At 63.9% G+C, this 24,611-nt stretch carries 25 protein-coding genes; 12 read left to right on the plus strand and 13 right to left on the minus strand.

Annotation, left to right across the window (positions count from 1 at the left end; genetic code table 11):
• The first annotated feature begins 33 nt into the window (after positions 1 to 33).
• The 7 genes from LOY34_RS05715 to LOY34_RS05745 all read left to right on the plus strand — a co-directional run bounded on the left by LOY34_RS05715 (position 34) and on the right by LOY34_RS05745 (position 4,525).
• Positions 34 to 237 carry a hypothetical protein gene (locus tag LOY34_RS05715; RefSeq protein ID WP_045193659.1) on the plus strand — a complete coding sequence of 68 codons (204 nt, stop codon included), beginning with the start codon at positions 34 to 36 and terminating at the stop codon, positions 235 to 237.
• A 10-nt stretch (positions 238 to 247) separates the two neighbouring features.
• A complete protein-coding gene (gene adk / locus LOY34_RS05720; RefSeq protein ID WP_045193658.1) occupies positions 248 to 898 on the plus strand; it encodes an adenylate kinase in 651 nt (216 codons plus the stop codon).
• A gap of 87 nt (positions 899 to 985) precedes the next feature.
• Positions 986 to 1,660 carry a tRNA (adenosine(37)-N6)-threonylcarbamoyltransferase complex dimerization subunit type 1 TsaB gene (gene tsaB / locus LOY34_RS05725; protein WP_195885812.1) on the plus strand — a complete coding sequence of 225 codons (675 nt, stop codon included), beginning with the start codon at positions 986 to 988 and terminating at the stop codon, positions 1,658 to 1,660.
• A 129-nt stretch (positions 1,661 to 1,789) separates the two neighbouring features.
• Entirely contained in the window at positions 1,790 to 2,086 is a 297-nt protein-coding gene (locus LOY34_RS05730; protein ID WP_045193656.1) for a hypothetical protein, read from the plus strand.
• A 3-nt stretch (positions 2,087 to 2,089) separates the two neighbouring features.
• Positions 2,090 to 2,959: a DUF72 domain-containing protein gene (locus LOY34_RS05735; RefSeq protein ID WP_123565747.1), complete on the plus strand. Its 870-nt coding sequence runs from the start codon at positions 2,090 to 2,092 to the stop codon at positions 2,957 to 2,959.
• Between the two features lie 33 nt (positions 2,960 to 2,992).
• Complete coding sequence (locus LOY34_RS05740) at positions 2,993 to 3,823, plus strand: oxaloacetate decarboxylase (protein ID WP_195885813.1); 831 nt, start codon at positions 2,993 to 2,995, stop codon at positions 3,821 to 3,823.
• Between the two features lie 6 nt (positions 3,824 to 3,829).
• The gene (locus LOY34_RS05745; protein ID WP_093386713.1) at positions 3,830 to 4,525 is read left to right on the plus strand and encodes an extensin family protein; all 696 of its coding nucleotides are present in this window, start codon (positions 3,830 to 3,832) and stop codon (positions 4,523 to 4,525) included.
• A gap of 3 nt (positions 4,526 to 4,528) precedes the next feature.
• Here the strand turns inward: LOY34_RS05745 and LOY34_RS05750 are convergent, their stop codons facing one another.
• A complete protein-coding gene (locus LOY34_RS05750) occupies positions 4,529 to 5,149 on the minus strand; it encodes an energy transducer TonB (protein WP_195885814.1) in 621 nt (206 codons plus the stop codon).
• 95 nt (positions 5,150 to 5,244) lie between these two features.
• On the opposite strand from LOY34_RS05750, the gene LOY34_RS05755 reads away from it, so the two are divergent.
• Entirely contained in the window at positions 5,245 to 6,027 is a 783-nt protein-coding gene (locus LOY34_RS05755) for a class I SAM-dependent methyltransferase (RefSeq protein ID WP_195885815.1), read from the plus strand.
• On the opposite strand, the gene LOY34_RS05760 is transcribed toward LOY34_RS05755, so the two are convergent.
• Positions 6,024 to 6,656, minus strand: a complete 633-nt coding sequence (locus LOY34_RS05760; protein WP_045193651.1) for a TetR/AcrR family transcriptional regulator — start codon at positions 6,654 to 6,656, stop codon at positions 6,024 to 6,026. The two genes, LOY34_RS05755 and LOY34_RS05760, sit on opposite strands and share 4 nt — an antisense overlap.
• Before the next feature lie 195 nt (positions 6,657 to 6,851).
• Here LOY34_RS05760 and LOY34_RS05765 point away from each other — a divergent pair, with 195 nt between their 5' ends.
• Positions 6,852 to 7,952 carry an efflux RND transporter periplasmic adaptor subunit gene (locus LOY34_RS05765; RefSeq protein WP_045193650.1) on the plus strand — a complete coding sequence of 367 codons (1,101 nt, stop codon included), beginning with the start codon at positions 6,852 to 6,854 and terminating at the stop codon, positions 7,950 to 7,952.
• 6 nt (positions 7,953 to 7,958) lie between these two features.
• Entirely contained in the window at positions 7,959 to 11,027 is a 3,069-nt protein-coding gene (locus LOY34_RS05770) for an efflux RND transporter permease subunit (protein WP_045193649.1), read from the plus strand.
• Positions 11,028 to 11,103: 76 nt separating this feature from the next.
• Here the strand turns inward: LOY34_RS05770 and LOY34_RS05775 are convergent, their stop codons facing one another.
• From LOY34_RS05775 to plsB, 3 genes are all read right to left on the minus strand, one after another.
• Positions 11,104 to 11,793, minus strand: coding sequence for a DUF4197 domain-containing protein (locus LOY34_RS05775; RefSeq protein WP_195885816.1), 690 nt, complete (start codon positions 11,791 to 11,793; stop codon positions 11,104 to 11,106).
• Between the two features lie 33 nt (positions 11,794 to 11,826).
• Entirely contained in the window at positions 11,827 to 12,225 is a 399-nt protein-coding gene (locus tag LOY34_RS05780) for a YbaY family lipoprotein (protein WP_038996762.1), read from the minus strand.
• An 84-nt stretch (positions 12,226 to 12,309) separates the two neighbouring features.
• The gene (plsB, locus tag LOY34_RS05785; RefSeq protein ID WP_045193647.1) at positions 12,310 to 14,796 is read right to left on the minus strand and encodes a glycerol-3-phosphate 1-O-acyltransferase PlsB; all 2,487 of its coding nucleotides are present in this window, start codon (positions 14,794 to 14,796) and stop codon (positions 12,310 to 12,312) included.
• A 222-nt stretch (positions 14,797 to 15,018) separates the two neighbouring features.
• Here plsB and LOY34_RS05790 point away from each other — a divergent pair, with 222 nt between their 5' ends.
• Complete coding sequence (locus tag LOY34_RS05790; protein WP_038996759.1) at positions 15,019 to 15,228, plus strand: cold-shock protein; 210 nt, start codon at positions 15,019 to 15,021, stop codon at positions 15,226 to 15,228.
• Between the two features lie 87 nt (positions 15,229 to 15,315).
• On the opposite strand, the gene LOY34_RS05795 is transcribed toward LOY34_RS05790, so the two are convergent.
• The 4 genes from LOY34_RS05795 to LOY34_RS05810 all read right to left on the minus strand — a co-directional run bounded on the left by LOY34_RS05795 (position 15,316) and on the right by LOY34_RS05810 (position 20,374).
• Complete coding sequence (locus tag LOY34_RS05795; protein WP_123565756.1) at positions 15,316 to 15,693, minus strand: hypothetical protein; 378 nt, start codon at positions 15,691 to 15,693, stop codon at positions 15,316 to 15,318.
• Positions 15,694 to 15,710: 17 nt separating this feature from the next.
• Positions 15,711 to 16,523, minus strand: a complete 813-nt coding sequence (locus LOY34_RS05800; RefSeq protein WP_195885817.1) for a putative RNA methyltransferase — start codon at positions 16,521 to 16,523, stop codon at positions 15,711 to 15,713.
• The gene (dapE, locus tag LOY34_RS05805; RefSeq protein WP_010224867.1) at positions 16,523 to 17,674 is read right to left on the minus strand and encodes a succinyl-diaminopimelate desuccinylase; all 1,152 of its coding nucleotides are present in this window, start codon (positions 17,672 to 17,674) and stop codon (positions 16,523 to 16,525) included. Before dapE ends, LOY34_RS05800 begins: the two co-directional genes overlap by 1 nt.
• Positions 17,675 to 17,782: 108 nt before the next feature.
• Entirely contained in the window at positions 17,783 to 20,374 is a 2,592-nt protein-coding gene (locus tag LOY34_RS05810) for a glycosyltransferase (RefSeq protein WP_258664367.1), read from the minus strand.
• A gap of 289 nt (positions 20,375 to 20,663) precedes the next feature.
• Here LOY34_RS05810 and tcdA point away from each other — a divergent pair, with 289 nt between their 5' ends.
• Positions 20,664 to 21,485, plus strand: coding sequence for a tRNA cyclic N6-threonylcarbamoyladenosine(37) synthase TcdA (tcdA, locus tag LOY34_RS05815; RefSeq protein WP_045193641.1), 822 nt, complete (start codon positions 20,664 to 20,666; stop codon positions 21,483 to 21,485).
• On the opposite strand, the gene LOY34_RS05820 is transcribed toward tcdA, so the two are convergent.
• The 4 genes from LOY34_RS05820 to LOY34_RS05835 are packed head-to-tail and all read right to left on the minus strand — an operon-like array spanning position 21,464 to position 24,570.
• Entirely contained in the window at positions 21,464 to 21,874 is a 411-nt protein-coding gene (locus LOY34_RS05820) for a SufE family protein (RefSeq protein ID WP_195885819.1), read from the minus strand. The two genes, tcdA and LOY34_RS05820, sit on opposite strands and share 22 nt — an antisense overlap.
• Positions 21,871 to 23,076 carry an aminotransferase class V-fold PLP-dependent enzyme gene (locus LOY34_RS05825; protein ID WP_195885820.1) on the minus strand — a complete coding sequence of 402 codons (1,206 nt, stop codon included), beginning with the start codon at positions 23,074 to 23,076 and terminating at the stop codon, positions 21,871 to 21,873. The genes LOY34_RS05820 and LOY34_RS05825 overlap by 4 nt, the downstream gene beginning before the upstream one ends.
• Before the next feature lie 54 nt (positions 23,077 to 23,130).
• On the minus strand, positions 23,131 to 24,165 hold the full coding sequence (dapD, locus tag LOY34_RS05830) for a 2,3,4,5-tetrahydropyridine-2,6-dicarboxylate N-succinyltransferase (protein ID WP_045193637.1): 1,035 nt from the start codon (positions 24,163 to 24,165) through the stop codon (positions 23,131 to 23,133).
• Positions 24,166 to 24,207: 42 nt separating this feature from the next.
• Entirely contained in the window at positions 24,208 to 24,570 is a 363-nt protein-coding gene (locus LOY34_RS05835) for an ArsC family reductase (protein WP_093386686.1), read from the minus strand.
• Positions 24,571 to 24,611 lie beyond the last annotated feature (41 nt).

Raw genomic sequence — 24,611 nt, forward strand, 5'->3', positions numbered from 1 at the left:
CGCTTTGCCGAGGGTTTGCCCAGGAAGGGCCGAATGCTTGTAAAGCAACAGGTTGCGCTCGGCGCAACCTGTGCTGCAAGTGGCCACAGTGCGTGGGTTTTTCCGACTTTCGAGCGCTTGTGTGGCTTGCGGGCGCTGTGTATCTTGAGCAGCCTTTTGATCGAAATTACGATCATCACCCAAATTTCGGGATTGGCCCTGCGTGGCAAACCCACTGATTTGCTTACAAAAAAATGAGGAGCACAAGATGCGCGTAATTCTGCTGGGAGCTCCCGGGGCCGGTAAAGGTACTCAGGCAAAGTTCATCACCGAAAAGTTCGGTATTCCACAGATTTCCACTGGCGACATGCTGCGCGCCGCGGTCAAGGCCGGCACCCCGCTGGGCCTGGAAGCCAAGGCGATCATGGACGCTGGCAAGCTGGTCTCCGACGAGCTGATCATCAACCTGGTCAAGGACCGTATTGCCCAGCCTGACTGCGCCAACGGCTTCCTGTTCGACGGCTTCCCGCGCACCATTCCTCAGGCTGAAGCCCTGGTGACTGCTGGCGTCGAGCTGGACGCCGTGGTCGAAATCGCTGTCGAAGACGAAGAAATCGTTCAGCGTATCGCTGGCCGCCGTGTGCACGAAGGTTCGGGCCGCGTTTACCACGTTGTCTACAACCCGCCAAAGGTTGAAGGCAAGGACGACGAAACCGGCGAAGCGCTGGTGCAGCGCAAAGACGACACCGAAGAAACCGTGCGTCATCGCCTGTCGGTCTACCACGACCAGACCAAGCCGCTGGTAGACTTCTACCAGAAGCTCTCGGCTGCCAACGCTGGCAAGCCGAAGTACGCGCATATCGAAGGCGTGGGCTCGGTTGACGCGATCACCGCCAAGGTCCTGGCCGCACTGAGCTGATCGACGCTCGGTAGTGCAGACAACGGCCCGCTTGCGGGCCGTTGTTGTTTATAATGCTGCTCTTTTTTCTTGCCCCTGGAACCCCCGATGACCACCTTGCTGGCCCTCGACACCGCCACCGAAGCCTGCTCCGTTGCCTTGCTGCATGATGGCAAGGTTTCCAGCCACTATGAGGTGATCCCGCGCCTGCACGCGCAGAAGCTGCTGCCGATGATCCAGCAACTGCTGGCCGATGCCGGCGTCACCCTGCAACAGCTCGATGCCATCGCCTTCGGTCGTGGCCCGGGCGCCTTCACTGGCGTGCGCATTGCCATTGGCGTGGTCCAGGGCCTGGCCTTCGCCCTCGAGCGGCCGGTACTGCCGGTGTCCAACCTGGCCGTGCTGGCCCAGCGTGCCATGCGTGAGCAGGGCGTGCAGCAAGTGGCGGCGGCGATCGATGCGCGCATGGACGAGGTCTACTGGGGCTGCTATCGCAACGTTGACGGCGAAATGCGCCTGCAGGGCAAGGAGGCGGTGCTGCCACCGGAGCAGGTGGCTTTGCCCGAGGGTGCCAGCGGCGACTGGTTTGGCGCGGGCACTGGCTGGGGCTATGCCGAGCGCCTGGCGGTCAAGGCCTGCGGCCAGGACGCCCGCCTGCTGCCCCATGCCCAGGACCTGCTGAGCCTGGCGACCTTCGCCTGGCAGCGCGGCGAGGCGATTGCCGCCGACCTCGCGCAACCTGTGTACCTGCGCGACAAGGTGGCCACGCCGAAAGCGCGCTGAGTGCAGTTCGTCGGTTATTCCCAGGCAAAATAAAACCTTTTGCCCGATCTGTGGTCCAGTTATCAATCGGGCATTAGCGAAGGATCAGCGATGCTGCTAAATTGCCATCACTGCTCCTGAGTAATCGCCATGCGCATAGACGGTTTTTCTTCTCAGTCCTACCCCATCAAGCGAGCCCCGCGCAAAGCGCCGGTACGTACCGATGACGTGGACGACGAAGATCTGCCGGGCGAGTTCGAAGTACAGGCGCAAGCCAGCGCCAGCCACGGCCAGGCGCGCACCGGCGGCCTGCCGGCGCGGCCTCAGGACATGATCTTCCCGCGGGCGCGCAACAAGCGCACCGCCCATGCCCTGGCCAGCTACCTGACCACTGCCGGTTTCGTTGACTGGGAGATGGAAGTACTGGGGCTGGACCTGTACATTTGATGGATGAGTCTGTCCACGCTGCCCTATTTTGTCGGTTGTCCGTCCTGGAGTGAAAACGCCTGGCGCGAGTACCTGTACCCGGCCGAGGCTAAAACCAGCGACTTCCTCGGCCTGTATAGCCAGGTCTTCAATGCCGTAGAAGGCAACACCACCTTTTATGCCCGCCCGGCACCGGCGACCATCGAACGCTGGGCGCAGCTGATGCCGGCGCACTTTCGCTTCACCGCCAAGTTCCCCGGCGACATCAGCCACAGCGGTGACCTGCACGCTCAACTGGCCGCCGCCCAATCCTTCATCGAATTGCTCAAGCCCCTTGGCGCACGGGTTGCGCCGTACTGGCTGCAGTTGCCGGCAACCTTCGGCCCGGCGCGCCTGAGCGAGCTGGTGAACTTTATCGACGAGGCTGGCGTGCCCATCGCCGTGGAAGTGCGCAACGCGGCGTTCTTCAGCAAGGGCGAGGAAGAGCGCCTGCTCAACCGCCTGCTGCTTGAGCGTGGTGTGGAGCGCATCTGTCTCGACCCTCGCGCGTTGTTCAGTTGTACTTCACAGACGCCCGAGGTGCTCCACGCCCAGTCGAAAAAACCGCGCGTGCCGCCTCGCCCGACCGCCTTTACCCAGCACCCGCAGATCCGCTTCATCGGCCACCCGGAGCTGGCCGCCAACGAGCCGTTTCTGCTGCCGTGGCTGGACAAGGTCGCGGCCTGGATCGAGGAGGGGCGCAGCCCCTATGTTTTCCTGCATACTGCCGACAACCGCCTGGCCGCCGCCCTGGCCCGGCGTTTTCATCAAGGCCTGATGGAGCGCCTGCCGGGGCTTGCGGCCTTGCCTGAACTGGACCGCACGCCAGAAGCCGAACAACTCGGCCTGCTCTGAGCGCGTCCTGCCGCCTGCCCGGGAGCCGAGATCATGGATGTGCAAACCCTGCGTGCCGAAGCCTTCAAAGCCCTGCATGAGCGCGATGGCGCCTTTGTCATTCCCAACCCCTGGGATGCCGGCTCGGCCAAGCTGCTGGCCAGCCTCGGCTTCGAGGCGTTGGCCACCACCAGCGCCGGCCTGGCGTTCTCCCTGGGGCGGCCAGATGCCGAAGGGGCGATGAGCCTGGATGAAACCCTGGTCAATGCCCGCGCCATTGTCGATGCCACGGCATTGCCGGTGGCTGCCGACCTTGAGAACGGTTTCAGCGACGACCCCAAGGGCTGTGGCGAGGCGATCCTGCAAGGCGCCGCCATTGGCCTGGTGGGCGGCTCGATCGAGGATGCCAGCGGCAATGTCGACGAGCCAATCTACAGCTTCTATCACGCCGTGGAGCGGGTCGAGGCGGCCGTCACCGCCGCGCGCAGCCTGGACTTTCCGTTCATGCTCTGTGCCCGCGCGGAAAACCTGCTGCACGGGCGCATGGACCTGGACGACACCATCGCCCGCCTGCAGGCCTTCGCCGAAGCCGGTGCCGATGTGCTGTATGCGCCGGGCTTGCGTACGGCCGAGGAGATCCGTCGGGTGGTCCAGGCGGTGGCGCCGAAGCCGGTCAATGTGCTGATGGGCCTGAGCGGTGTGCGCTTGAGTTTTGCCGACGTTCAAGCGCTGGGGGTCAAGCGCATCAGCGTCGGCTCATCGCTGGCGCGGGCCGCCTATGGGGCGTTTTTCAACGCTGCGCAGCAGATTCATGATCAAGGCTGTTTTGACTACGCCGACCAGGCGCTGTCGTTCGACCAGCTCAACCAGTTGTTCAGGCGCTGATCGACCATGCGCAAAGGATTGCTCGCGGTACTGTGTCTGATTCTGCTCGTTGCACTGGGTGCTGCCTGGCGCCTGGGCTGGCATCTGCCGGATGCCTGGAACCCCTGGGCGGTGCTGGATGTGCGCCAGCCGCCGAACTTGCTTACGCCGTATAAATTGGGCCGCCTTGAGGATGATCCGCAACTGTGCGAGCAGGCCCTGGCCACCTCCAGCCTGCGCTACCGCAAGCAGGCCGACAGCCCCGCCAATGCGCCGTGCCCCCTGGAAAACGTGGTGCGCGTCGAAGGCTCGTCGGTGCGCCTGAGCAGCAGCTTTCTCGCCAGTTGCCCCTTGGCGGTGGCTTATGCGCTGTTCGAGCGCCACGCCCTGCAACCGGCGGCACAGCGCGCCTTTGCCCAGCCGGTGGTGCAGGTCGATCACCTGGGCAGCTTTGCCTGTCGCAACATGTACAACCGCAAGAATGGCCGCCTGAGCCAGCACGCCACGGCCAATGCCCTGGATATCGCCGGCTTTCGCCTGGCGGACGGGCAGCGTATCCAGTTGCTCAAGGACTGGCCGGGCGAGGGCGTCAAAGCGAAGTTTTTAAGGGATGTGCACGCCAGTGCCTGCGACAGTTTCAACACGGTGCTGGGGCCTGAGTACAACGCCGCACACCGCAATCACTTTCACCTGGACATGGGCTTCTGGCAGATCTGCCGCTAAGGCTCAGGCGGCGATGCGCACGTTGTTCAGCACCACCGGGCGAGCCCAGCGGTTGTCGAAGTCCAGCTGCGATTGCTGCACGGCCATGGTGGCGTCGTCGAAGGGCTCCGGCGCCTTGTCCAGCAGGTCCATCTCGAATTCAGCGATCGGCAGGTACAACGGTTTGGCCTGTGGTGCCGGGCCGGGTTCGGGCAGCGGGTGGCCCTGGCTCATGACTACCGGGCGTACCCAGGTGTTGCTGATATCCAGCTGGCGCTGTTGCTCGATGAGTTCGGCGGCGCTGAACGGCGGCGCGAGTTTTTCCAGCAGCTGCGGCTCAAGCTCGGCGATCGGCAGGAACAGCGGCTCTGGCGGGGCCAGTTCGGTGTCGTGCACATCGCACAGGCGCTGGTTGTGGATCTGCGCCAGCACCTGGCTGCCGCCCAGCGGCTCGCCGGTGACTTTGTCGAACTGCTCGGTGGCCACGGCCTTGGCCGCGTCCTCCTGACCTTGCTGCTCAGCCAGGGCGCGGGCAAAAAAATCCTGCCACAGGTGGCTGACGCCGCCCAGTGCCTGGGTATTGTGCCGGCCATAGTCGCCGACGGGCGAGATATAACCTGAGTTGAGCTGAAGAATGTCGGTCATGGCAGTCGCAGAGGGTGCTGGTCTGGCAAAATAGCGAATACTTCGTATATCGGCCGCGGCCGACGATCATTTAATTTTTTTGAGTACAGGATTTGATGGTGGAGCAACTGGCTGACGGCGGCATCCGGGTCGAGGCATTGACGGCCGATTATCAGGCCCAGGCTGGCGAGTGGGCGCAGCGCCTGGGATTGCCGCTGAGCGATGACAATGCAGGCTTTGCCGTGCAGATCGGCGCCGATGGCCTGCAGATCCAGCAACTCGGTGCGCAGGCGCCGGGGCCGGTGCGGGTGGATTTTGTCGAAGGCGCGGCGGCGCACCGACGGGTATTCGGCGGCGGTAGCGGGCAGATGATCGCCAAGGCCGTGGGCATCGCCCAGGGCGTGCGCCCGCAGGTGCTCGATGCCACGGCGGGGTTGGGCAAGGACGCTTTCGTGCTGGCGAGCCTCGGTTGCCAGATGACCCTGATCGAGCGCCAGCCGCTGGTCGCGGCCTTGCTCGAAGACGGCCTGGCCCGCGCCCGCAGCGATGCCGAGGTGGGCCCCATCGTTGCGCGCATGCAACTGCTCACCGGCAATGCCATCGAGCGTATGCGCACCTGGCAGGGTGAGCCGCCGCAGGTGATCTACCTCGACCCGATGTTCCCTCATCGCGACAAGAGCGCCCTGGTAAAAAAGGAAATGCGCGTGTTCCGCCCACTGGTTGGTGACGACCTCGACGCCCCGGCGCTGCTCGAAGCCGCCCTGGCCCTGGCCAGCCACCGGGTGGTGGTCAAGCGCCCGCGCAAGGCGCCGATCATCGACGGGCCCAAGCCCAGCCACTGCCTGGAAGGCAAATCCAGCCGCTACGACATCTATCCGAAAAAAGCCCTCAAGGCTTAAGGTCGGTAAGCGCGCATGAACAGCGCCACCACTTCTTGCACATGGGCCTCGGAGGCCTCGGCATCCAGCGCCGGGGCATAGCCGAGCAACAGGCGGAAGTTGGCCGCGCCCTTGAGCAGGCAGAAGAAGTGCTCGGCAGCGTTGGCCGGCAATTCAATGCGCAGCAGCCCGCGGGCATCCACCTGGCGCAGCAGCGCCTCCATCTCGTGCAGCACCCGCAACGGCCCGGCCTCGAAGAAGATCTGGCTGAGTTTCGGGTCCTGATTGCCCAGGGCCATGATCAGGCGGTGCAGCTTGACCGACAGGTCGCTGCTGATCAGCGCCTGAAAGCCGCGGCCGATCTTCAGCAGCACCTGTTCCAGCGGTACCCCTTCAGGCAGCTCGAAAATCAGCTCGGGCAACTGTGCCGTGCAGGTGGCGACCACTGCCGAAGAGAACAGCGTCTCCTTGTCGGTAAAGTGGCTGTAGACCGTGAGTTTTGACACACCTGCCGCTGTCGCGACCGCATCCATGCTGGTGTTGGCATAGCCAAGGGTTAGAAACAGCGCCTTGGCTGCCTCGAGAATGGCCTGGCGTTTTGCCAGGTCCTTGGGCCGGCCGGGGCCGGTAGCAGCGGTGACTTTGGGCATGAGTGAAAAGTTACATATTCCAGTAAGTGCACATGGTACATCGCGACCGGCATTTCGGCGGGCAAAAATCGACGCGCTGCTCCCGGCGTAAATATGGGATTTCTCGCGCAGGCCTGCTTCCCCGCTCCGGTTCCCTGATTTAATATACCCGCCAGTATAAATATTCAAAGCGCCATTCGCGAAAGGTCGTCCATCATGTTGCGCCATGCCTTGCCCCTCGCTTTGCCCGTTGGTCTCGTGCTGTTGCTTGCTGCCTGCGGGCAGGAAAGCGCACCGCAGACTTCCCTTCGTCCGGCCATGGTGGTGCAGCCGCAGCCGGCCAGCGCCGCCGCCGACAGCTACCCCGGCGAGGTGCGTGCGCGCTTCGAGCCGGAGCTGGCGTTCCGCATCGGTGGCAAGGTCAGCAAGCGCCTGGTCGAGGAGGGGCAGCGGGTCAAGGCCGAACAGCCACTGGCCGAACTCGACCCCCAGGATGTGCGCCTGCAACTGGAAGCCAGCCGTGCCCAATTGGCCGCTGCCGAAGCCAACCTGAACCTGGTCAAGGCCGAGCGCGACCGCTACAAGACCCTGCTCGACCGGCAGATGGTCAGCCATTCGCAATACGACAACGCCGAAAACCTCTACCGTGCTGGCCTGGCCCGGCTCAAGCAAGTGCGCGCCGAGTTCGACGTCGCCGGCAACCAGGCAGAATATGCCGTACTGCGCGCGTCCCAGGACGGCGTGATCGCCAAGCGCCAGGTTGAGGTGGGCCAGGTGGTGGCTGCGGGGCAGACTGTGTTCACCCTGGCCGCCGATGGCGAGCGCGAAGTGCTGATCGGCCTGCCTGAGCAGAATTTTGGCCGCTTCAAGGTCGGCCAGACGGTGGCGGTGGAGCTCTGGTCGCAACCGGATCAACGCTTCAATGGCCGGATTCGCGAACTGTCGCCTTCGGCCGACCCGCGCTCGCGAACCTTCGCTGCGCGCATCGCCTTTACCGCCGGCAAGGTGCCGGCCGAGCTTGGGCAAAGCGCCCGGGTGTACATCCAGCACGCCGAGAACATTCCCCTGGCGGTGCCGCTCTCGGCGCTGACCGCAGAAAACGGCCAGACCTACGTCTGGCGTGTCGATGCCAACAACACCCTCAAGCGCGTACCGGTGCGGGTGGGTGCCTACGGTGAAAACAGCGTGCCAGTGCTCGAAGGCCTGAATGCCTCGGACTGGGTGGTGGCGGCCGGCGTGCATGTACTCCAGGAGGGGCAGCAGGTTCGTCCGGTGGACCGGTCCAATCGTGTGGTGAATCTGGCGGCCAAGGAGTAAGTCCCGATGGGTTTCAACCTTTCCGCCTGGGCCCTGCGCAATCGGCAGATCGTGCTGTTCCTGATGATTTTGCTGGCTGTGGTCGGCGCGCTGTCCTACACCAAGCTGGGGCAGAGCGAAGACCCTCCGTTTACCTTCAAGGCCATGGTCATTCGCACCAACTGGCCAGGGGCCAGCGCCGAGGAAGTCTCGCGTCAGGTCACCGAGCGCATCGAAAAGAAGCTGATGGAAACCGGCGAGTACGAGAAGATCGTCTCGTTCTCGCGGCCCGGTGAATCGCAGGTCACCTTTATGGCCCGCGACTCGATGCATTCGGCCGATATCCCCGAGCTCTGGTACCAGATCCGCAAGAAGGTCGCCGATATCCGCCACACCTTGCCGCAGGGTATCCAGGGGCCGTTCTTCAACGATGAGTTCGGCACCACCTTCGGCAATATCTACGCGCTGACCGGTGACGGCTTCGATTACGCCGTGCTCAAGGACTACGCCGACCGCGTGCAGATCCAGTTGCAGCGGGTCAAGGATGTCGGCAAGGTCGAGCTGCTTGGCCTGCAGGACGAGAAGATCTGGATCGAGCTGTCCAACCTCAAGCTGGCCACCCTCGGCCTGCCCCTGGCAGCGGTGCAACAGGCGCTGGAAGAACAGAACGCGGTGAGCACCGCAGGCTTCTTCGAGACGCCGAGCGAGCGCCTGCAACTGCGGGTCAGCGGGCGCTTTACCACGGTCGAGCAGATCCAGCAGTTCCCGATCCGGGTCGGTGACCGCACTTTCCGTATCGGCGATGTTGCCGAGGTGCGCCGGGGCTTCAACGATCCGCCCGCGCCGCGCATGCGCTTCATGGGCGAGGACGCCATCGGCCTGGCGGTGTCGATGAAGGCTGGCGGTGACATTCTGGTGCTGGGCAAGGCGCTGGAAACCGAGTTCGCCCGCATTGCCCACAACCTGCCGGCCGGCATGGAGCTGCGCAAGGTCTCCGACCAGCCAGCGGCGGTGAAGACCGGCGTCGGCGAGTTCGTTCAGGTGCTGGTTGAAGCGCTGGCCATTGTCTTGCTGGTGAGCTTCTTCTCGCTGGGCATGCGCACCGGCCTGGTGGTGGCCCTGGCCATTCCGCTGGTGCTGGCGATGACCTTTGCCGCCATGTACTACTTCGGCATCGGTTTGCACAAGATCTCCCTCGGCGCGTTGGTGCTGGCCCTGGGCTTGCTGGTGGATGATGCGATCATTGCCGTGGAGATGATGGCGATCAAGATGGAGCAGGGTTTCGACCGGTTCAAGGCCGCCAGCTACGCCTGGACCAGCACCGCCTTCCCGATGCTCACCGGCACCCTGATCACCGCCGCAGGCTTCTTGCCGATTGCCACCGCGCAATCCGGCACGGGTGAATACACCCGTTCGATCTTCCAGGTGGTGACCATCGCCTTGCTCGCCTCCTGGGTTGCCGCGGTGGTGTTCGTGCCGTACCTGGGTGAGCGCCTGTTGCCTGACCTGGCCAAGCTGCATGCGGCCAAGCACGGCACCGCCGAAGGCGGCCCTGACCCTTACGGCACGCCGTTCTACCAGCGCGTGCGGCGCCTGGTGGGCTGGTGCGTGGAGCGGCGCAAGACGGTGATCGTGGCGACCATCGCGCTGTTTGTCGGCAGCATCTTGCTGTTCCGTTTCGTGCCCCAGCAGTTCTTCCCGGCTTCCGGGCGCCTGGAACTGATGGTCGATCTGAAGCTGGCCGAAGGCGCCTCGCTGAGCAACACCGCCGATCAGGTCAAGCGCCTGGAAGCGCTGCTCAAGGAACGCGCCGGTATCGACAACTATGTGGCCTATGTCGGCACCGGCTCGCCGCGGTTCTACTTGCCACTCGACCAGCAATTGCCGGCGCCGAGTTTCGCCCAGTTCGTGGTGCTGGCGAAAACCATCGAGGAGCGCGAACAGCTGCGTAGCTGGCTGATCGCAACCCTCGACGAGCAGTTCCCCGACCTGCGTTCGCGGGTCACGCGCCTGGAAAACGGCCCGCCGGTGGGTTACCCGGTACAGTTCCGGGTCACTGGTGAGCACATCGAGCAGGTGCGTGCCCTGGCCCGCAAAGTGGCCGCCAAGGTGCGCGAGAACCCCCACGTGGTCAACGTTCACCTGGACTGGGAAGAGCCGAGCAAGGTGGTCTACCTGAACATCGACCAGGACCGCGCCCGCGCCCTGGGGGTGAGCACGGCGAACCTGGCGAAGTTCCTGCAAAGCTCGCTGACCGGCTCGGCGGTCAGCCAGTTCCGCGAGGACAACGAGCTGATCGAGATCCTCCTGCGCGGTACCCAGCAGGAGCGCAGCGAGCTTGCCAACCTGCCGAGCCTGGCGGTGCCTACCGACAATGGCCGCAGTGTGGCGCTGTCGCAGGTGGCAACCCTGGAATACGGCTTTGAAGAAGGCGTGATCTGGCACCGCAACCGCCTGCCCAACGTCACCGTGCGCGCCGACATCTATGGCAAGGAACAGCCGGTCACCCTGGTCAAGCAGATCCTGCCGACCCTGGACCCGATACGTGCCGAGCTGCCCGATGGCTACCTGCTGGACGTGGGTGGCACAGTGGAGGACTCCACTCGCGGGCAGAAATCGGTGAACGCCGGGGTGCCGTTGTTCATCGTCGTGGTCCTGACCCTGCTGATGCTGCAACTGCGCAGCTTCTCGCGCACGGTGATGGTGTTCCTCACCGCGCCCCTGGGGTTGATCGGCGTGACCCTGTTCCTGCTGGTGTTCCGCCAACCGTTCGGTTTTGTCGCGATGCTCGGGACCATCGCCCTGTCGGGGATGATCATGCGTAACTCGGTGATCCTGGTCGATCAGATCGAGCAGGACATCGCCGCCGGGCTGGACCGCTGGCAGGCGATTATCGAGGCGACAGTAAGGCGCTTCCGGCCAATCGTACTGACCGCCCTGGCGGCGGTGCTGGCGATGATCCCGCTGTCACGCAGCGTGTTCTTCGGGCCGATGGCGGTGGCGATCATGGGTGGCTTGATCGTGGCGACGGCGTTGACGCTGTTGTTCCTGCCGGCGCTGTATGCGGCGTGGTTCAGGGTCAGAAAGAGCAGTTGAGAGCTACAAGCGGCAAGCTGCAAGAGGTGCTGTTCACACTGCTTGTGGCTTGTCGCTCGAAGCTTGTAGCTGGCGCTTACAGCGCGCCAAACACCTTCTTGGCAATGCTGGTAGCTGCCGCCGCCGGGTTCTGGCGGATGGTTTCTTCCTGCTTGGCAATCATCTCGAACAGGCCGTTGAGCGCTTGTTCGGTCACGTAGCCTTCGACATTGGCGTTCTTGGCATCGAGCACGCCCAGGGTCGCTGCTTGCCCGGCAAAGTTGTTGTACTGCTGGGCCAGGCCGACCTGGTCGGTGGCTTTCTTGACGATCGGCAGGAACTTGGCGCGGATCTGCTCGCGGCTGGTTTTGCTCAGGTATTGGGTAGCCGAGTCGTTGCCGCCGCTGAGGATGCCCTTGGCATCGTCCACGGTCATCTTCTTCACGGCATCCACCAGCAGCGCCTGGGCTTGCGGCACGGCGGCCTCGGCGGCCTTGTTCATGCTGGTTTCCAGCTGATCGACCTGGGCGCCCATGCCGAAGGCTTTCATCTTCTTGGCGACTTTGCCCAGGTTGCCGGGCAGTTCGATGCGCACATCCGGGTTATTGCTGAAGCCACCCGGGGTACCCAGTTGTTTCACCGCTACCTGGGCACCCTGGGTCAGGGCGTCTTTGAGGCCGGTGGAGGCATCTTTTTGCGAGAGGTCGCCGAGCGACAGCGCCAGGGCGCTGGCCGACAGCAACAGGCCGGCGCACAGGCCGGTGAAGGTTAGAGCGGGGCGGAACATGGCAGCATCCTTATACGAAGGAAAAACAATCAATCAACGAACGGCATCGACCTTGATGCGTACCGGCTGCGGGTCGTTGCCATCAAGTTGCACGCCATGGTGCTCGGTGTTGATGAACAGCAGCTTGCCGTCCAGTTCGATCCGCGCGCTTACCGCATAGCGGTGGCCGGGCTTGACCTGGGCCGGGTCGTAGCTCAGGTGGAAGGGCAGCGGCACATTGCCTTTGACCGGGCCGCTCTGGCTGGCCAGGGTAACGGCGGGGGCGTCCATCAGCGACACGTCCTGCAGGGCCACGCTCAGGGTGGCGGCGGGCGGCAGGGCGATGCGTTGCAGGTAGAAGACCTCGCCGTCGAGGCTGGCCTTGGGGGCTTCAGGGGTGCTGCTGCACGCGGCCAGCAGGCTGCCAAGAAGGATCAGGGACAGTTTTTTCATCAGTAGCTCCTTAGCGCCGGCGCCGCGGTTGCGGTCGCCAGGCGGTTCGATTCGTGTTGCTCCAAAGGCACTGGCCAGTATGGCCTATACCGCAGTTTCGGTGGCTTCTTCGCTGCGCTGCAGGGCGACCTGGCGAATCGACAGGCGCACCTCTGCCGACAGCACGCGCTTGGCCGCGCCCTCGGCCAGTTCGCTGAGTTTTTCGTGGTAGCCAAGTTTGCCGTTGCTGTCCGGGCGCAATACGCCTTGCTCGATCTGGGTCTGGATGAAGTGGCGGAACAGGGTCTTGTCGAAGAACTCCGGGGCGTTCAGGCCATGCAGAATCGACAGGCGCTGGGCCATGATCACGCACAGGTCTTCCAGCTCTTCGGCGCTCAGGGTGTGCTGGCCGCTGTTGAGCAGCAACGCGGTAGCCATGTAGAAGCGCTGCAGGGTCTGGGTGATGGCCCGGGCCAGCAAGGTCAGCAGCACGAACTGCCGCGAACTCGGTGCCGGGCGCAGGTACACGCCGTTCTCGAAGCGCAGCAGGCCCTGTTCGACGAAGGCCTCCAGCCACTGGTCGACCACCGCGTCCAGCTCATCGAGCTCCCAGCGAATGAACAGCTCCGATTGCAGGTACGGGTACAAGGCCCGGGTGTACTGCAGGATCAGTTCGCGGCTCATCCGCGAGCTGCTCTGGAAGAAGCTCGCCAGCAAGGCTGGCAGGGCGAAGATGTGCAGCACGTTGTTGCGGTAGTAAGTCATCAGGACGGCGTTCTGCTCGTCCAGGTAGAGGATTTTGCCCAGCGCATCGCTTTGCTCGGCCAGCAGGTCCATGCCCTTGACGTGGCTGATCAGCGCCAGGCCATCGCCTTCAGGCAGGGTGGTGTGCGGCGAGTAGGGCACCTTGCGCAGCAGCGCCAGGTACAGGTCCAGCACCCGCGCCAGGGCGCGCTCGTCCAGGGCCAGGCGGCTGGTGGAGAGCAGCGCCAGGGCCACCAGGTTGACCGGGTTGATCGCCGCCGCCTCGTTCAGGTGCTGGGCGACTTTTTCGCCCAGGCGCGAAGTGGTCTCGTTGAGCCAGGCCGGGCGGAACTGCGGGCCGTGCTCCTGTTCGCGCCAGCCGGGTTGCTGCTGGTCGAGGAAGGCGCCGAGGCGGATCGGCTCGCCGAAGTTGACCGCCACCTGGCCGAAGCGCTGCTTGAGCGCGCCGATGACCTTGAAGATGTCGAAGATCGATTCTTTCTTCTTGCTCGCCCCGCGCAGCTCGCCCAGGTAGGTGCGGCCTTCGAGCACCCGTTCATAACCGATGTACACCGGCACGAAGACGATTGGCGTGCGCGAGGAGCGCAGGTAGCTGCGCAGGGTAATGGCGAGCATGCCGGTTTTCGGCTGGAGCATGCGCCCGGTGCGCGAGCGGCCGCCTTCGACGAAGTACTCGACCGGGAAGCCCTTGGTGAACAGGGTGTGCAGGTATTCGTTGAACACCGCGGTGTACAGCGGGTTGCCCTTGAACGTGCGGCGCATGAAGAACGCCCCGCCACGGCGCAGCAGGCCGCCGATCACCGGCATGTTGAGGTTGATGCCGGCGGCGATGTGCGGCGGGGTCAGGCCGTTGCGAAACAGCAGGTAGGACAGCAGCAGGTAGTCGATATGGCTGCGGTGGCACGGCACATAGATGACTTCGTGGCCCGGGGCGATGCCCTGCACCTGCTCGATGTGGTTGACCTTGATGCCGTCGTAGATCTTGTTCCAGAACCAGCTCAGCACCACTTCGAGGAAGCGGATGGCGGTGTAGGTGTAGTCCGAGGCGATCTCGTTGCCGTAGCGCAGGGCCTGGGCTTCGGCTTTGGCCAGCGGGATCTTCTCGCGTTCGGCTTCATCGGCGATGGCCTGGCGCACCAGCGGGTCGTGGACCAGGCCCTTGACCAGGTTGCGGCGGTGGGAGATGTCCGGGCCGATGACGGCGGTCTTGAGGTTGCGAAAGTGCACCCGCAGCAGGCGCTGGGCCATGCGCACGGTGCGCTCGTGGCCCTTGTTGTGCTGCACCAGCTCGCGCAGGTGGATCGGCGCCGAGAACTGCACGCGGGTCTTGCGCCCCAGGATCAGCACGGTGAGCAAGCGCCGCAGGCGCCCGGTAACCGCCCAGCTGTCGGCAAACAGCAGCTTCCACGGGCTGGATTCGCTGGCCGGCGACTGGCCCCAGAACACGCTGACCGGGATGATCTGCGCGTCTTCTTCGGCATGCTGGCTGATGGCGTTGACCAGTCGTGCCAGGGTCGGCGGGGCGCCGCGCTTGTCCTGGCGGCCGAGCCAGTCGGGCTCCGGGGTCAGGTAGAAGAACGCTGCCGGCTCGTGCAGGGTGCCGACGGCGACCGGCAGCACCGGGCGTGGCAGCCCGGCTTTGGTGCATTCGCGGTCGAGCACCGCAAGGTCGGTGAGCGACGGCGACTGCAGGGCGTAGAACACCGGCCGGCTGCGATCCAGGTTCAGGGTAAAGGATGACTGGTTGATGGTCTCGGAGCGAACCCACAGGTACAACAGGCGACGCAGGGCGCCGAAGATCAGGCGGCGCAAGGGGGAACGGGTCATACGGTGTGTGCTCTGGATGAGATTTTTGAGTATTTGCTCAGTCGACTAGTGTGCCGTATCTGCGCAAGTTCAGCAAAAAGCGCCCCGGTCATGAAAATTAATTTAAGTGTGTCATATACTCGGTCCGCCGCTTGCAAGAGATTTGTGCAAGCTGCGTCGGCAGGGGGCCGTGACCCCTCTGCATGCAAGGCGATTCCAAAATAAAAATCCGGAGTAGTGCAGATGTCGTCTCGTGAGACTGGAAGTGTAAAGTGGTTCAATGACGCAAAAGGTTACGGTTTCATTCAGCGTGAAGGTGGCGCGGACGTGTTCGTTCACTACCGTGCCATCCGCGGGGAGGGGCATCGCACCCTGCTCGAGGGGCAGCAGGTCGAATACAATCTGACTCAGGGCCAGAAAGGCTTGCAGGCAGAAGACGTAGTCGGTCTGTAAGCGCCGGGCCACAAGCCTCGAGCCTGGGCCCACCAGCGAAAAGGCCCGCCGCCGGACGACCGGGGCGGGCCTTTTCGAAGACAGTTTTCAGCTGGTCCGCCAGGTGATTTCCTCTTCACCGTCGGCACTGATGCGGATCCAGCGATCGGCATCTTCTTCACCTTCTTCCTCGACCCAACTGCCCGGTGCACAGCGCACTTCGACGTTCAGCGCGGCAAAGGCTGCGCGTGCGCAGGCAATGTCATCATCCCAAGGGGTCTGGTCGCTCTCCAGGTAAAGACTGTTCCATTTGCCCACAGCCTTCGGTAACCAGGTAACTGGAATGTTACCGGCCATGCACTTGTAGGTCTGGCCTTTCTGCTGCCAGTCGCTGCACGGGCCAAGCGCTTCGCCGAGCCAGGCAGCGATCTGCTTGTGGTCGACCTCGGCGTCTTTCAGGTAAATCTCGATATCGGGTTGGCGCATAGGGGCTCCGGGTGCGCTCAGTCTTGGCGCACAAAATAATCGTAACGCATCGATACCGTGACCTCGAAAGGCTCGGCCTGGTCGATGACGCGCGCGCGTTTCTCGGCGCTGGCACGCCAGCCATGAGGGGTCATGGCCAGCAGGTCGGCGCGGGCCTTGCTATCGGCAAGGCTGAGGCGGAATTTCAGGGTTTCGCTATGGGCGTGGTGCATGCCCTCGGGGACCAGCGCCAGGTGCTTGTCGTCGCTGTAGTCGCGCACTTCATCGTAGAGCTTATGGCGCAGTTCGATCAGGTGCTCGTTGGTCGGGCCGACGCGCATCAGGCCGCCGCCGGGGCTCAGCAGGCGCAGGGCCTCTTGCCAGTCCAGCGGGCTGAAGACACTGGCGAGGAACTGGCAACTGCCATCGGCCAGCGGCACCCGGGCCATGCTTGCCACCAGCCAGGTCAGCGCCGGGTTGCGCTTGCAGGCGCGCTTGACCGCCTCGCGGGAGATGTCCAGGGCATAACCGTCAGCCTCGGGCAACGCCTGGGCGATTTGCGCGGTGTAGTAACCCTCGCCACAGCCGATGTCCAGCCAGCGCGCGGGTGCGCGTTCGGCGGCCAGCTCAGCCAGGCGGCGGGCCACCGGGGCGTAATGGCCGGCGTTTAGAAAGTCGCGGCGGGCCTCGACCATGGCCTGGTTGTCGCCCGGGTCACGGCTGTTCTTGTGCTGCACCGGCAACAGGTTCAGGTAACCCTGGCGGGCACGGTCGAAACGGTGGCCGGCCGGGCAGGCCACGCCATTGTCGAGGGTGCTCAGCGCGGCACTGCAGATCGGGCAGGTGAGCATCAGGCAAGCAACCGGGTCAGGGTCTGGTAGTAGATTTCGGTCAGCACATCGAGGTCGCTGGCCAGGATCCGCTCGTTGACCTGGTGAATGGTGGCGTTGACCGGGCCCAGCTCGACCACCTGGGTGCCGAGGGTGGCGATGAAGCGCCCGTCGGAGGTGCCGCCGCTGGTCGATGCCTTGGTCTCACGGCCGGTGACTGCCTTGATGCTGGCCGACACTGCGTCGAGCAAATCGCCCGGCTCGGTCAGGAACGGCAGGCCCGACAGCGCCCAGTCCACGTGCCAGTCGAGCTGGTGCTTGTCGAGGATGGCGGCAACCCGCTGCTGCAGGCCTTCGACCGTCGACTCGGTAGAGAAGCGGAAGTTGAACAGCGCGGTCAGCTCGCCCGGTACCACGTTGGTGGCGCCGGTGCCGGAATTGAGGTTGGAGATCTGGAAGCTGGTCGGCGGGAAGAACGCATTGCCTTCGTCCCAGTGCTCGGCGGCCAGTTCCGCCAGGGCTGGAGCTGCCAGGTGGATCGGGTTCTTGGCCAGGTGCGGATAGGCCACGTGGCCCTGTACGCCGCGCACCGTGAGCTTGGCGCCGAGCGAGCCGCGACGGCCGTTCTTGACCACGTCACCGACCAGGCTGGTGCTCGACGGCTCGCCGACGATGCACCAGTCCAGGCGCTCGTTGCGCGCGGCCAGGCGCTCGACCACGGCCTTGGTGCCGTGGTGGGCCGGGCCTTCTTCATCACTGGTGATCAGGAAGGCGACCTTGCCGCGATGGTTGGGGTAGTCGGCGACGAAGCGCTCGGTGGCCACTACCATGGCGGCCAGGCTGCCTTTCATGTCAGCCGCGCCACGCCCGCAGAGCATGCCGTCGGCATCGATCAGGGCATCGAACGGATCGTTCTGCCAGGCCTGCACCGGGCCGGTCGGGACCACGTCGGTATGGCCGGCAAAGCACAGCACCGGGCCTTCCTGGGTGCCATGGGTGGCCCAGAAATTGTCGACGTCTTCGATGCGCATCGGCTCAAGCATGAAACCAGCATCGCCCAGGCGTTGCATCATCTGTTTCTGGCAGTCGAAGTCCAGCGGGGTAACCGACGGACGGCGAATCAGGTCGCAGGCCAGTTCAAGGGTAGGCGAGAGGTCGGCTGGGGCCGTCATGGGGAGCTCCGGGGCAAGGCAGGGCACTAATTCGAGGGGGGTTATCTTATAGCAATTCAGAGCCCTGTAGGAGCGGCGCACCGCCGCTCCTACAGGTTATCTCAAGGCTCAGGAAGCCTGGGCCGGCTGCGCGGCATCCACAGGCTTGGGCAGTGACGACAGCATGGCCATGATCAGCGCCGCCAGGTAGGGCAGCGACTGCACCAGCAGCATGGTCACCCAGAAGCGCATGTCGTTGCTCGGCAGGCCCTGGACCAGGTAGATCCCGGCTGCTGCGCCCCACAGCAGCAACATGATGAACAGCTCTTCACGGGCCTCTGACAGCGCCACCAGCAAGCCATGGCTGTCGGCGTTCTTAGGCGTGCGGAAGAACGGGATGCTGCTGGTGAAGAAGCCGTACAGCACCGCCTTGGCGATGGTGTGCGACAGCGCAAGGCCCGCCAGGGCCGCGGCGAAGGCGTCCTTGAGGTTCACGCCCACCGCGCGGCGGTAGAGGAACACGATCTTGCCGACCTTGAACACGAACAACGCCAGCGGCGGAATCGCGAAGATCAGCAGCGGCGGGTCGACCCGCTGCGGCACGATGATCATCGCCGCCGACCACAGCAGGGCGCCGACGGTGAAGAAGATGTTCATGCCATCGGCGATCCACGGCAGCCAGCCGGCGAGGAAGTGGTAGCGCTGGCCACGGGTCAGTTCCGAGTCCTTGCCGCGCAACAGGCTTGCGGCATGGCGCTTGATGATCTGGATGGCGCCATAGGCCCAGCGAAAGCGCTGCTTCTTGAAGTCGATGAAGGTGTCGGGCATCAGGCCTTTGCCATAGCTCTCGTGGGAATACGCCGCCGAGTAGCCTTTCTCGAACACCCGCAGGCCCAGTTCGGCGTCTTCGCAAATGCACCAGTCGGCCCAGCCCAGCTCTTCGAGTACCGAACGGCGGGTCATGGTCATGGTGCCGTGCTGGATGATCGCGTCACGGTCGTTGCGGGTGACCATGCCGATATGGAAGAAGCCTTTGTATTCGCTGTAGCAGAGCTTCTTGAAGGTGCTTTCGTTCTGGTCGCGGTAGTCCTGGGGCGATTGCACCACGGCGATCTTCGGATCGGCGAAGTGCGGCACCATGTGCTTGAGCCAGTTGCGGTCGACACAGTAGTCCGAGTCGATCACCGCGATCACTTCGGCGTCCTTGGCGGTATGCGGAATCAGGTAGTTCAGCGCGCCGCCCTTGAAGCCCGCCAGGGGCGCGACGTGGAAGAACTTGAAGCGCTCGCCGAGCATCTCGCAGTGCGCCTTGATCGGCTCCCAGACCGCCGGGTCCTTGGTGTTGTTGTCGATGATCAGGACTTCGTAGTCGGGGTAGTCCAGCGCGGCCAGGGCGTTGAGGGTCTGTTTGACCATCTCTGGCGGCTCGTTGTAGCACGGCACATGCACCGAGACTTTTGGTCGGTACGCGGCGTCGGCCTGCACCGGCAGGAACTCCCGGCGGCGCTTGTGAATCCACACCGCTTCGGCCAGTTCATGGGCCTCGGTGAGCAGCACGATAAACACGCCAAGGGCGCCGAGGGCGAGCAAAAAGCCCACGGTGAGGCTGAACCAGGTGCTGTATTGCTGGCTGTAGTCGTAGCCGATCCACACCAGCACCGAACCGCAGAGGAAGGCGATGAAGGTCAGGAAGGTGCGCCCGCGCTGGCGCAGGGCCGAGCCGTCGATCAGCAGCAGGGTCAGCGAAAGCATCGCCAATACCACCGAGCCGACCGCCAGCACACGCCATTGCGGAATGGCCACCACCGGGCCTTCGAAGTTGAATTTCTGCTGGCGGGCAGCGTTGAACACGCCCCAGTAGGCACCCACCGAGCCTTCGTCGCTGGCCTTCCACGGCTGGTCGTAGGCTTCGATGACAAAGTAGTTGTAGCCCTGGCGGTTGAGTTTGTTGACCAGGGTGCGCAGGTAGATGGCCTGGTCAGCCGGGGTGGCATCGGCACCGCCGCGCATGCGGCCGTTGCTCGGCCAACCGACTTCAGACAACAGCAGCGGTTTGCGTGGGAATTGCTGCTTCAGATCGCGGGCACGATCCAGTACGAACTGGCCGGCATCCTTCATCGGGATGAACTCCCAGTACGGCAGGATGTGCGCAGCTATCAGGTCGGCATGCTTGGCCAGCTCCGGGTGGTCTTTCCAGATGTGCCACTGTTCACTGGTGGTCACCGGGACTTTTACTGCCGCGCGCACGCGGTCCATGTACTGGATCAGTGCTTCGGGGGTGATTTCCTTGCGAAACAGCGCTTCGTTGCCGACCATCACCCGCACCACGCTGCGCGAGCTGTTGGCCAGTTCGATGGCTTTGTCGATTTCCCGTTCGTTGCGCTCAAGGTCCGGGCTGATCCACACCCCCAGGGTCACGCGCAGGCCGAACTCTTCGGCCAGGCGCGGAATCTCGGCCTGGGTACCTTCCACCGTATAGATGCGGATGCTGTCGGTCAGCTTGCTGAGCTGTTCGAGGTCCTGGCGCAGTTCGTCCTCGCTGGGGTACTGGCCCTTTTGCGGGCTTTCGCCCTGGCGGAACGGCGAATAGGAGAAACCGGAAATCTGCTCCGGCCAGTTGGGGGCGGAAACCGGGCGGTTGATCAGCGCCCAGAACCCGGTGAATAGCGCGGCGATAGCCATGACTATTACCAGGTTGATACCAAATTTACGCGATGACATAGATAGTTCGGGTTCCGAAAGGTGGAACGGGCGGGCGCCATGAGGCGCGAATCCTGCGTGCTTCCTGCTCAGATTGTGTAAGAACAGGTCGGTGGCAGAAGATTGGATTGGCTTCAGGAGCTGAAGTTCTTAGCCCGTACTTTTGTCGTCCAAGTCTTTGGATTGCATAGGACATTAAAGCAGGATTACAACTGCCTTGACCAATGCATGACTCGGGTGGCGGCCACGGCAGGGTGTCATCGCACCTCAAGAGGCCTATAATACGCGCCGGTTTTTTCGGGGTTGGGCCATGAGTACAGAAGATCCACGCTTTGCCGGTGTCGCCCGGTTATACGGTGACAACGGCCTGCAGCGCCTGCGCGAGGCCCATGTGGCTATCGTCGGTATTGGCGGGGTCGGCTCCTGGGCGGCCGAAGCCATGGCCCGCAGCGGCGTGGGCGAAATTTCGCTGTTCGACCTCGATGATGTCTGCGTCAGTAATACCAACCGCCAGCTGCATGCCCAGGAAGGCAATATCGGCCGGGCCAAGGCCGAGGTCATGGCCGAGCGCCTGCGGGCCATCAACCCGGCGTGCAAGGTGCATGCGGTGGTGGATTTCGTCACCAAGGAAACCCTGCCCGAGTACATCGGCGAACACATCGACTGTGTGATTGACTGCATCGACAGCGTCATGGCCAAGGCCGCGCTGATCGGCTGGTGCAAGCGCCACAAAGTCACCATCATCAGCACCGGAGGCGCCGGCGGGCAGATCGATCCAACCCAGATCCGCGTCGCCGACCTGAACAAGACCTTCAACGATCCGCTGGCCTCGCGGGTGCGTTCGACCTTGCGCCGCGACTACGGCTTTTCCCGCACGGTAACCCGCAACTACAGCGTGCCCTGTGTGTTTTCCACCGAACAGCTGCGCTACCCCAAGGGTGACGGCAGCGTCTGTCTGCAGAAGAGTTTTGTTGGCGAAGGGGTGAAGCTGGACTGCTCAGGCGGCTTCGGCGCGGTGATGATGGTCACCGCGACCTTCGGCATGGTCGCCGCCAGCAAAGCGGTGGAAAAGCTTGTGGCCGGCGCTCGGCGCCCGTCCGAGCGCCAGGCTCAGACACCTGCGGCAAGCTGAGCCATGCGTTGCAGCACGGCGTTCAGGCCGTTGCTGCGCGAGGGTGAGAGCTGGCGGCCCAGGCCTAGCTGGTTGAACCAGGCGGGCAGGTCCAGTTGCGCAAGCTCAGCGCTGGACAGGCCCTCGACCCGCACCAGCAGCAGCGCCAGCAAACCGCGGATGATCCGTGCATCGCTGGCGCCTTTGAAGCGCCACTGACCATCTTGCTGTGCCGCCACCAGCCAGACCTGGCTTTCGCAGCCATGGACTCGGTTGGCTTCGGACTTTTCTTCTTCGCTCAAGGGCACCAGGTGCTCGCCCCATTGCATCAGCAGGCGCGCGCGTTGTTCCCAGCCGGCTGCTTGTTCGAACGAATCGAGGGCTTGCTGCGCAGCGACAGGCAGGCTCATCGCAGCAGCTCCAGGGCCTGATCCAGAGCGTCGAAGAAGCGCTGCAGGTCGTCGGAGTCGTTGTACAAGCCCAGCGATACGCGGATGGCACCGTCCAGGCCGAGGCTTTTCAGCAACGGCATGGCGCAGTGATGGCCGGCGCGTACGGCGATGCCCTGTTCGGTGAGCATATGGGCCAGGTCAGCGTTGTGCACACCCTCGACCACGAAACTGGCCAGGGCCACTTGCGGTTGACCGAGCAGGCGGATGCCTTCGCGGTCGTTGAGGCCACGCAGCAGGTGGCGGTGCAGGCCGGCTTCATGCTCGGCAACAGCATTGGCATCCAGGCCGGCCAGGTAATCGAGGCTGGCCCCGAGGCCGATGACGCTGGCAATCGGCGGCGTACCGGCTTCAAAACCCAGGGGCGCCGGGCGAAAGCTGGCGCTGTGGTAGTCGGCGACCTGGACCATCTCGCCGCCGAACTGCCAGTGTCGCAGGCGCGCCAGGGCTTCACTGCGGCCGTAGAGCACACCGACACCGTCCGGGCCATAGAGCTTGTGGCTGGAGAACACGTAGAAATCGCAGCCCAGCTGGCGAACGTCGTGACGGCCGTGGGCCACGCCCTGGGCACCGTCGACCACGGTTAGCGCACCTTGGGCCTGGGCATGGGCCAGCAGCGGCTCCAGCGGCTGCCAGGCGCCGAGGACATTGGACAACTGGCTGACCGCCAGCACCCGGGTACGCGGGCCAATCAGTTGCAGGGCAATGTTCAGATCGATCAGGCCGCGGTTGTCCAGTGGCAGCACCACCAGCTTGAGCCCGCGACGCTGGGCCAGCTGTTGCCAGGGCAGCAGGTTGGCATGGTGTTCGAGGGCGCTGATGGCAATTTCGTCACCGGCCTCGAACAGCGGCTCAAGCCCGTAGGCGAGCAGGTTCAGGGCCGAGGTGGCGCCGTGGGTGAAGACAATCTGCTGGCTGTCGGCGGCGTTCAGCCAGCCGGCGACCTTGTCGCGGCTGCGTTCGAAGGCCTGGGTAGCCAGGGCGCCGGGCAGGTGTTGGGCACGGTGCACATTGGCAGCACCGTGGCCGTAATAGTGGCTCAGGGCATCGAGCAGGAGTTGCGGTTTTTGCGTGGTAGCGGCGCTGTCCAGGTAGGTCTGGTGTTGCCGCTGCAGGGCGTCGATGGCTGGGAAGTCAGCGCGCCAGGGGGAGGGCTGGAACATGATGATCGGACCTGAAAATCGGGCCTGGCGTTAGGCCAGACCCGATGGTACCACTTAGTTGTGGGCGTGCAGCGCTTCGTTCAGCTCGATGGCCGACTTGTGGGTCTTGCACTCCACTGCGCCGTTGAGCGAGTTGCGGCGGAACAGCAGGTCGGTCTGCCCGGCCAGGTCGCGGGCTTTGACCACCTTGACCAGCTGGTTGTTCTCGTCCAGCAGGTTCACCTTGGTGCCAGCGGTGATGTACAGGCCGGCTTCGACGGTGTTGCGATCGCCCAGCGGAATGCCGATACCGGCGTTGGCGCCGATCAGGCAGCCTTCGCCAACCTTGATGACGATGTTGCCGCCACCGGACAGGGTGCCCATGGTCGAGCAGCCGCCGCCCAGGTCCGAACCCTTGCCGACGAAGACGCCCGCGGAAACACGGCCTTCGATCATGCCCGGGCCTTCGGTGCCGGCGTTAAAGTTGACGAAGCCTTCGTGCATGATCGTGGTGCCTTCGCCGATGTAGGCACCCAGGCGCACACGGGCGCTATCGGCGATACGCACGCCGGCAGGGACGACGTAGTCGGTCATTTTCGGGAACTTGTCTACCGAGAATACTTCCAGCAGCTCGCCCTTCAGGCGCGCTTCCAGTTGCTGCTCGGCAAGCTCGGCCAGGTCGACGGCGCCCTGGCTGGTCCAGGCAACGTTTGGCAGCAGCGGGAAGATCCCGGCCAGGTTCAGGCCATGTGGCTTGACCAGGCGGTGCGAGAGCAGGTGCAGCTTCAGGTAGGCTTCCGGGGTTGAAGTCAGTGCGGCGTCTTCGGCCAGCAGGGTGACCACCAGCGGCTTGTTGCTTTCGGCCAGGCGGGTCAGCAGTGCGGCCTGGGCAGCATCGACACCCTTGAGGGCTTCGGCCAGCTGCGCGGCCTGGCTGGTGCTGAAGGCGATCGCCTGGTTGCCGCCTTCATAGCCCAGGACCGGGGCGATGGCCGCGACCAGCTCGGCAGCCGGGTTGATCAGCGGTTGGGCGTAAAAGACTTCCAGCCAGGCGCCTTGACGGTTCTGGGTGCCGACACCGAAGGCCAGGCTGAACAGGGTAGTGGACATGCAGTTACCTCTTGCGAAATTGAATGAAAGCTCGGCGCCGGGTTACTGAAGGGCGGCCGCGTACAAATCAGGCTTGAAGCCGACCAGGGTCCGCTTGCCGAGGTCGAGCACAGGGCGCTTGATCATCGACGGCTGGGCCAGCATCAGTTCGATGGCCTTGGCCTGGTCGAGATCGGCCTTCTGGGCGTCGTCGAGCTTGCGGAAGGTGGTGCCGGCGCGGTTGAGTACCGTTTGCCAGCCATGTTCATCGCACCAGCGCTCAAGGCTTGCACGGTCGATGCCCTGGGCCTTGTAGTCGTGGAAATCGTAGCCCAGGCCCTGCTCTTCGAGCCAGGTGCGGGCTTTCTTCATGGTGTCACAGGCCTTGATTCCATAAAGGTGCAATGGCGTGTCGCGTTTGGTCATGTCTTGCCCCCCTGGGAAAAAATGGTGAAGGATTATGCCAT

Source organism: Pseudomonas sp. B21-009 (genome assembly GCF_024749345.1).
Classification (GTDB): domain Bacteria; phylum Pseudomonadota; class Gammaproteobacteria; order Pseudomonadales; family Pseudomonadaceae; genus Aquipseudomonas.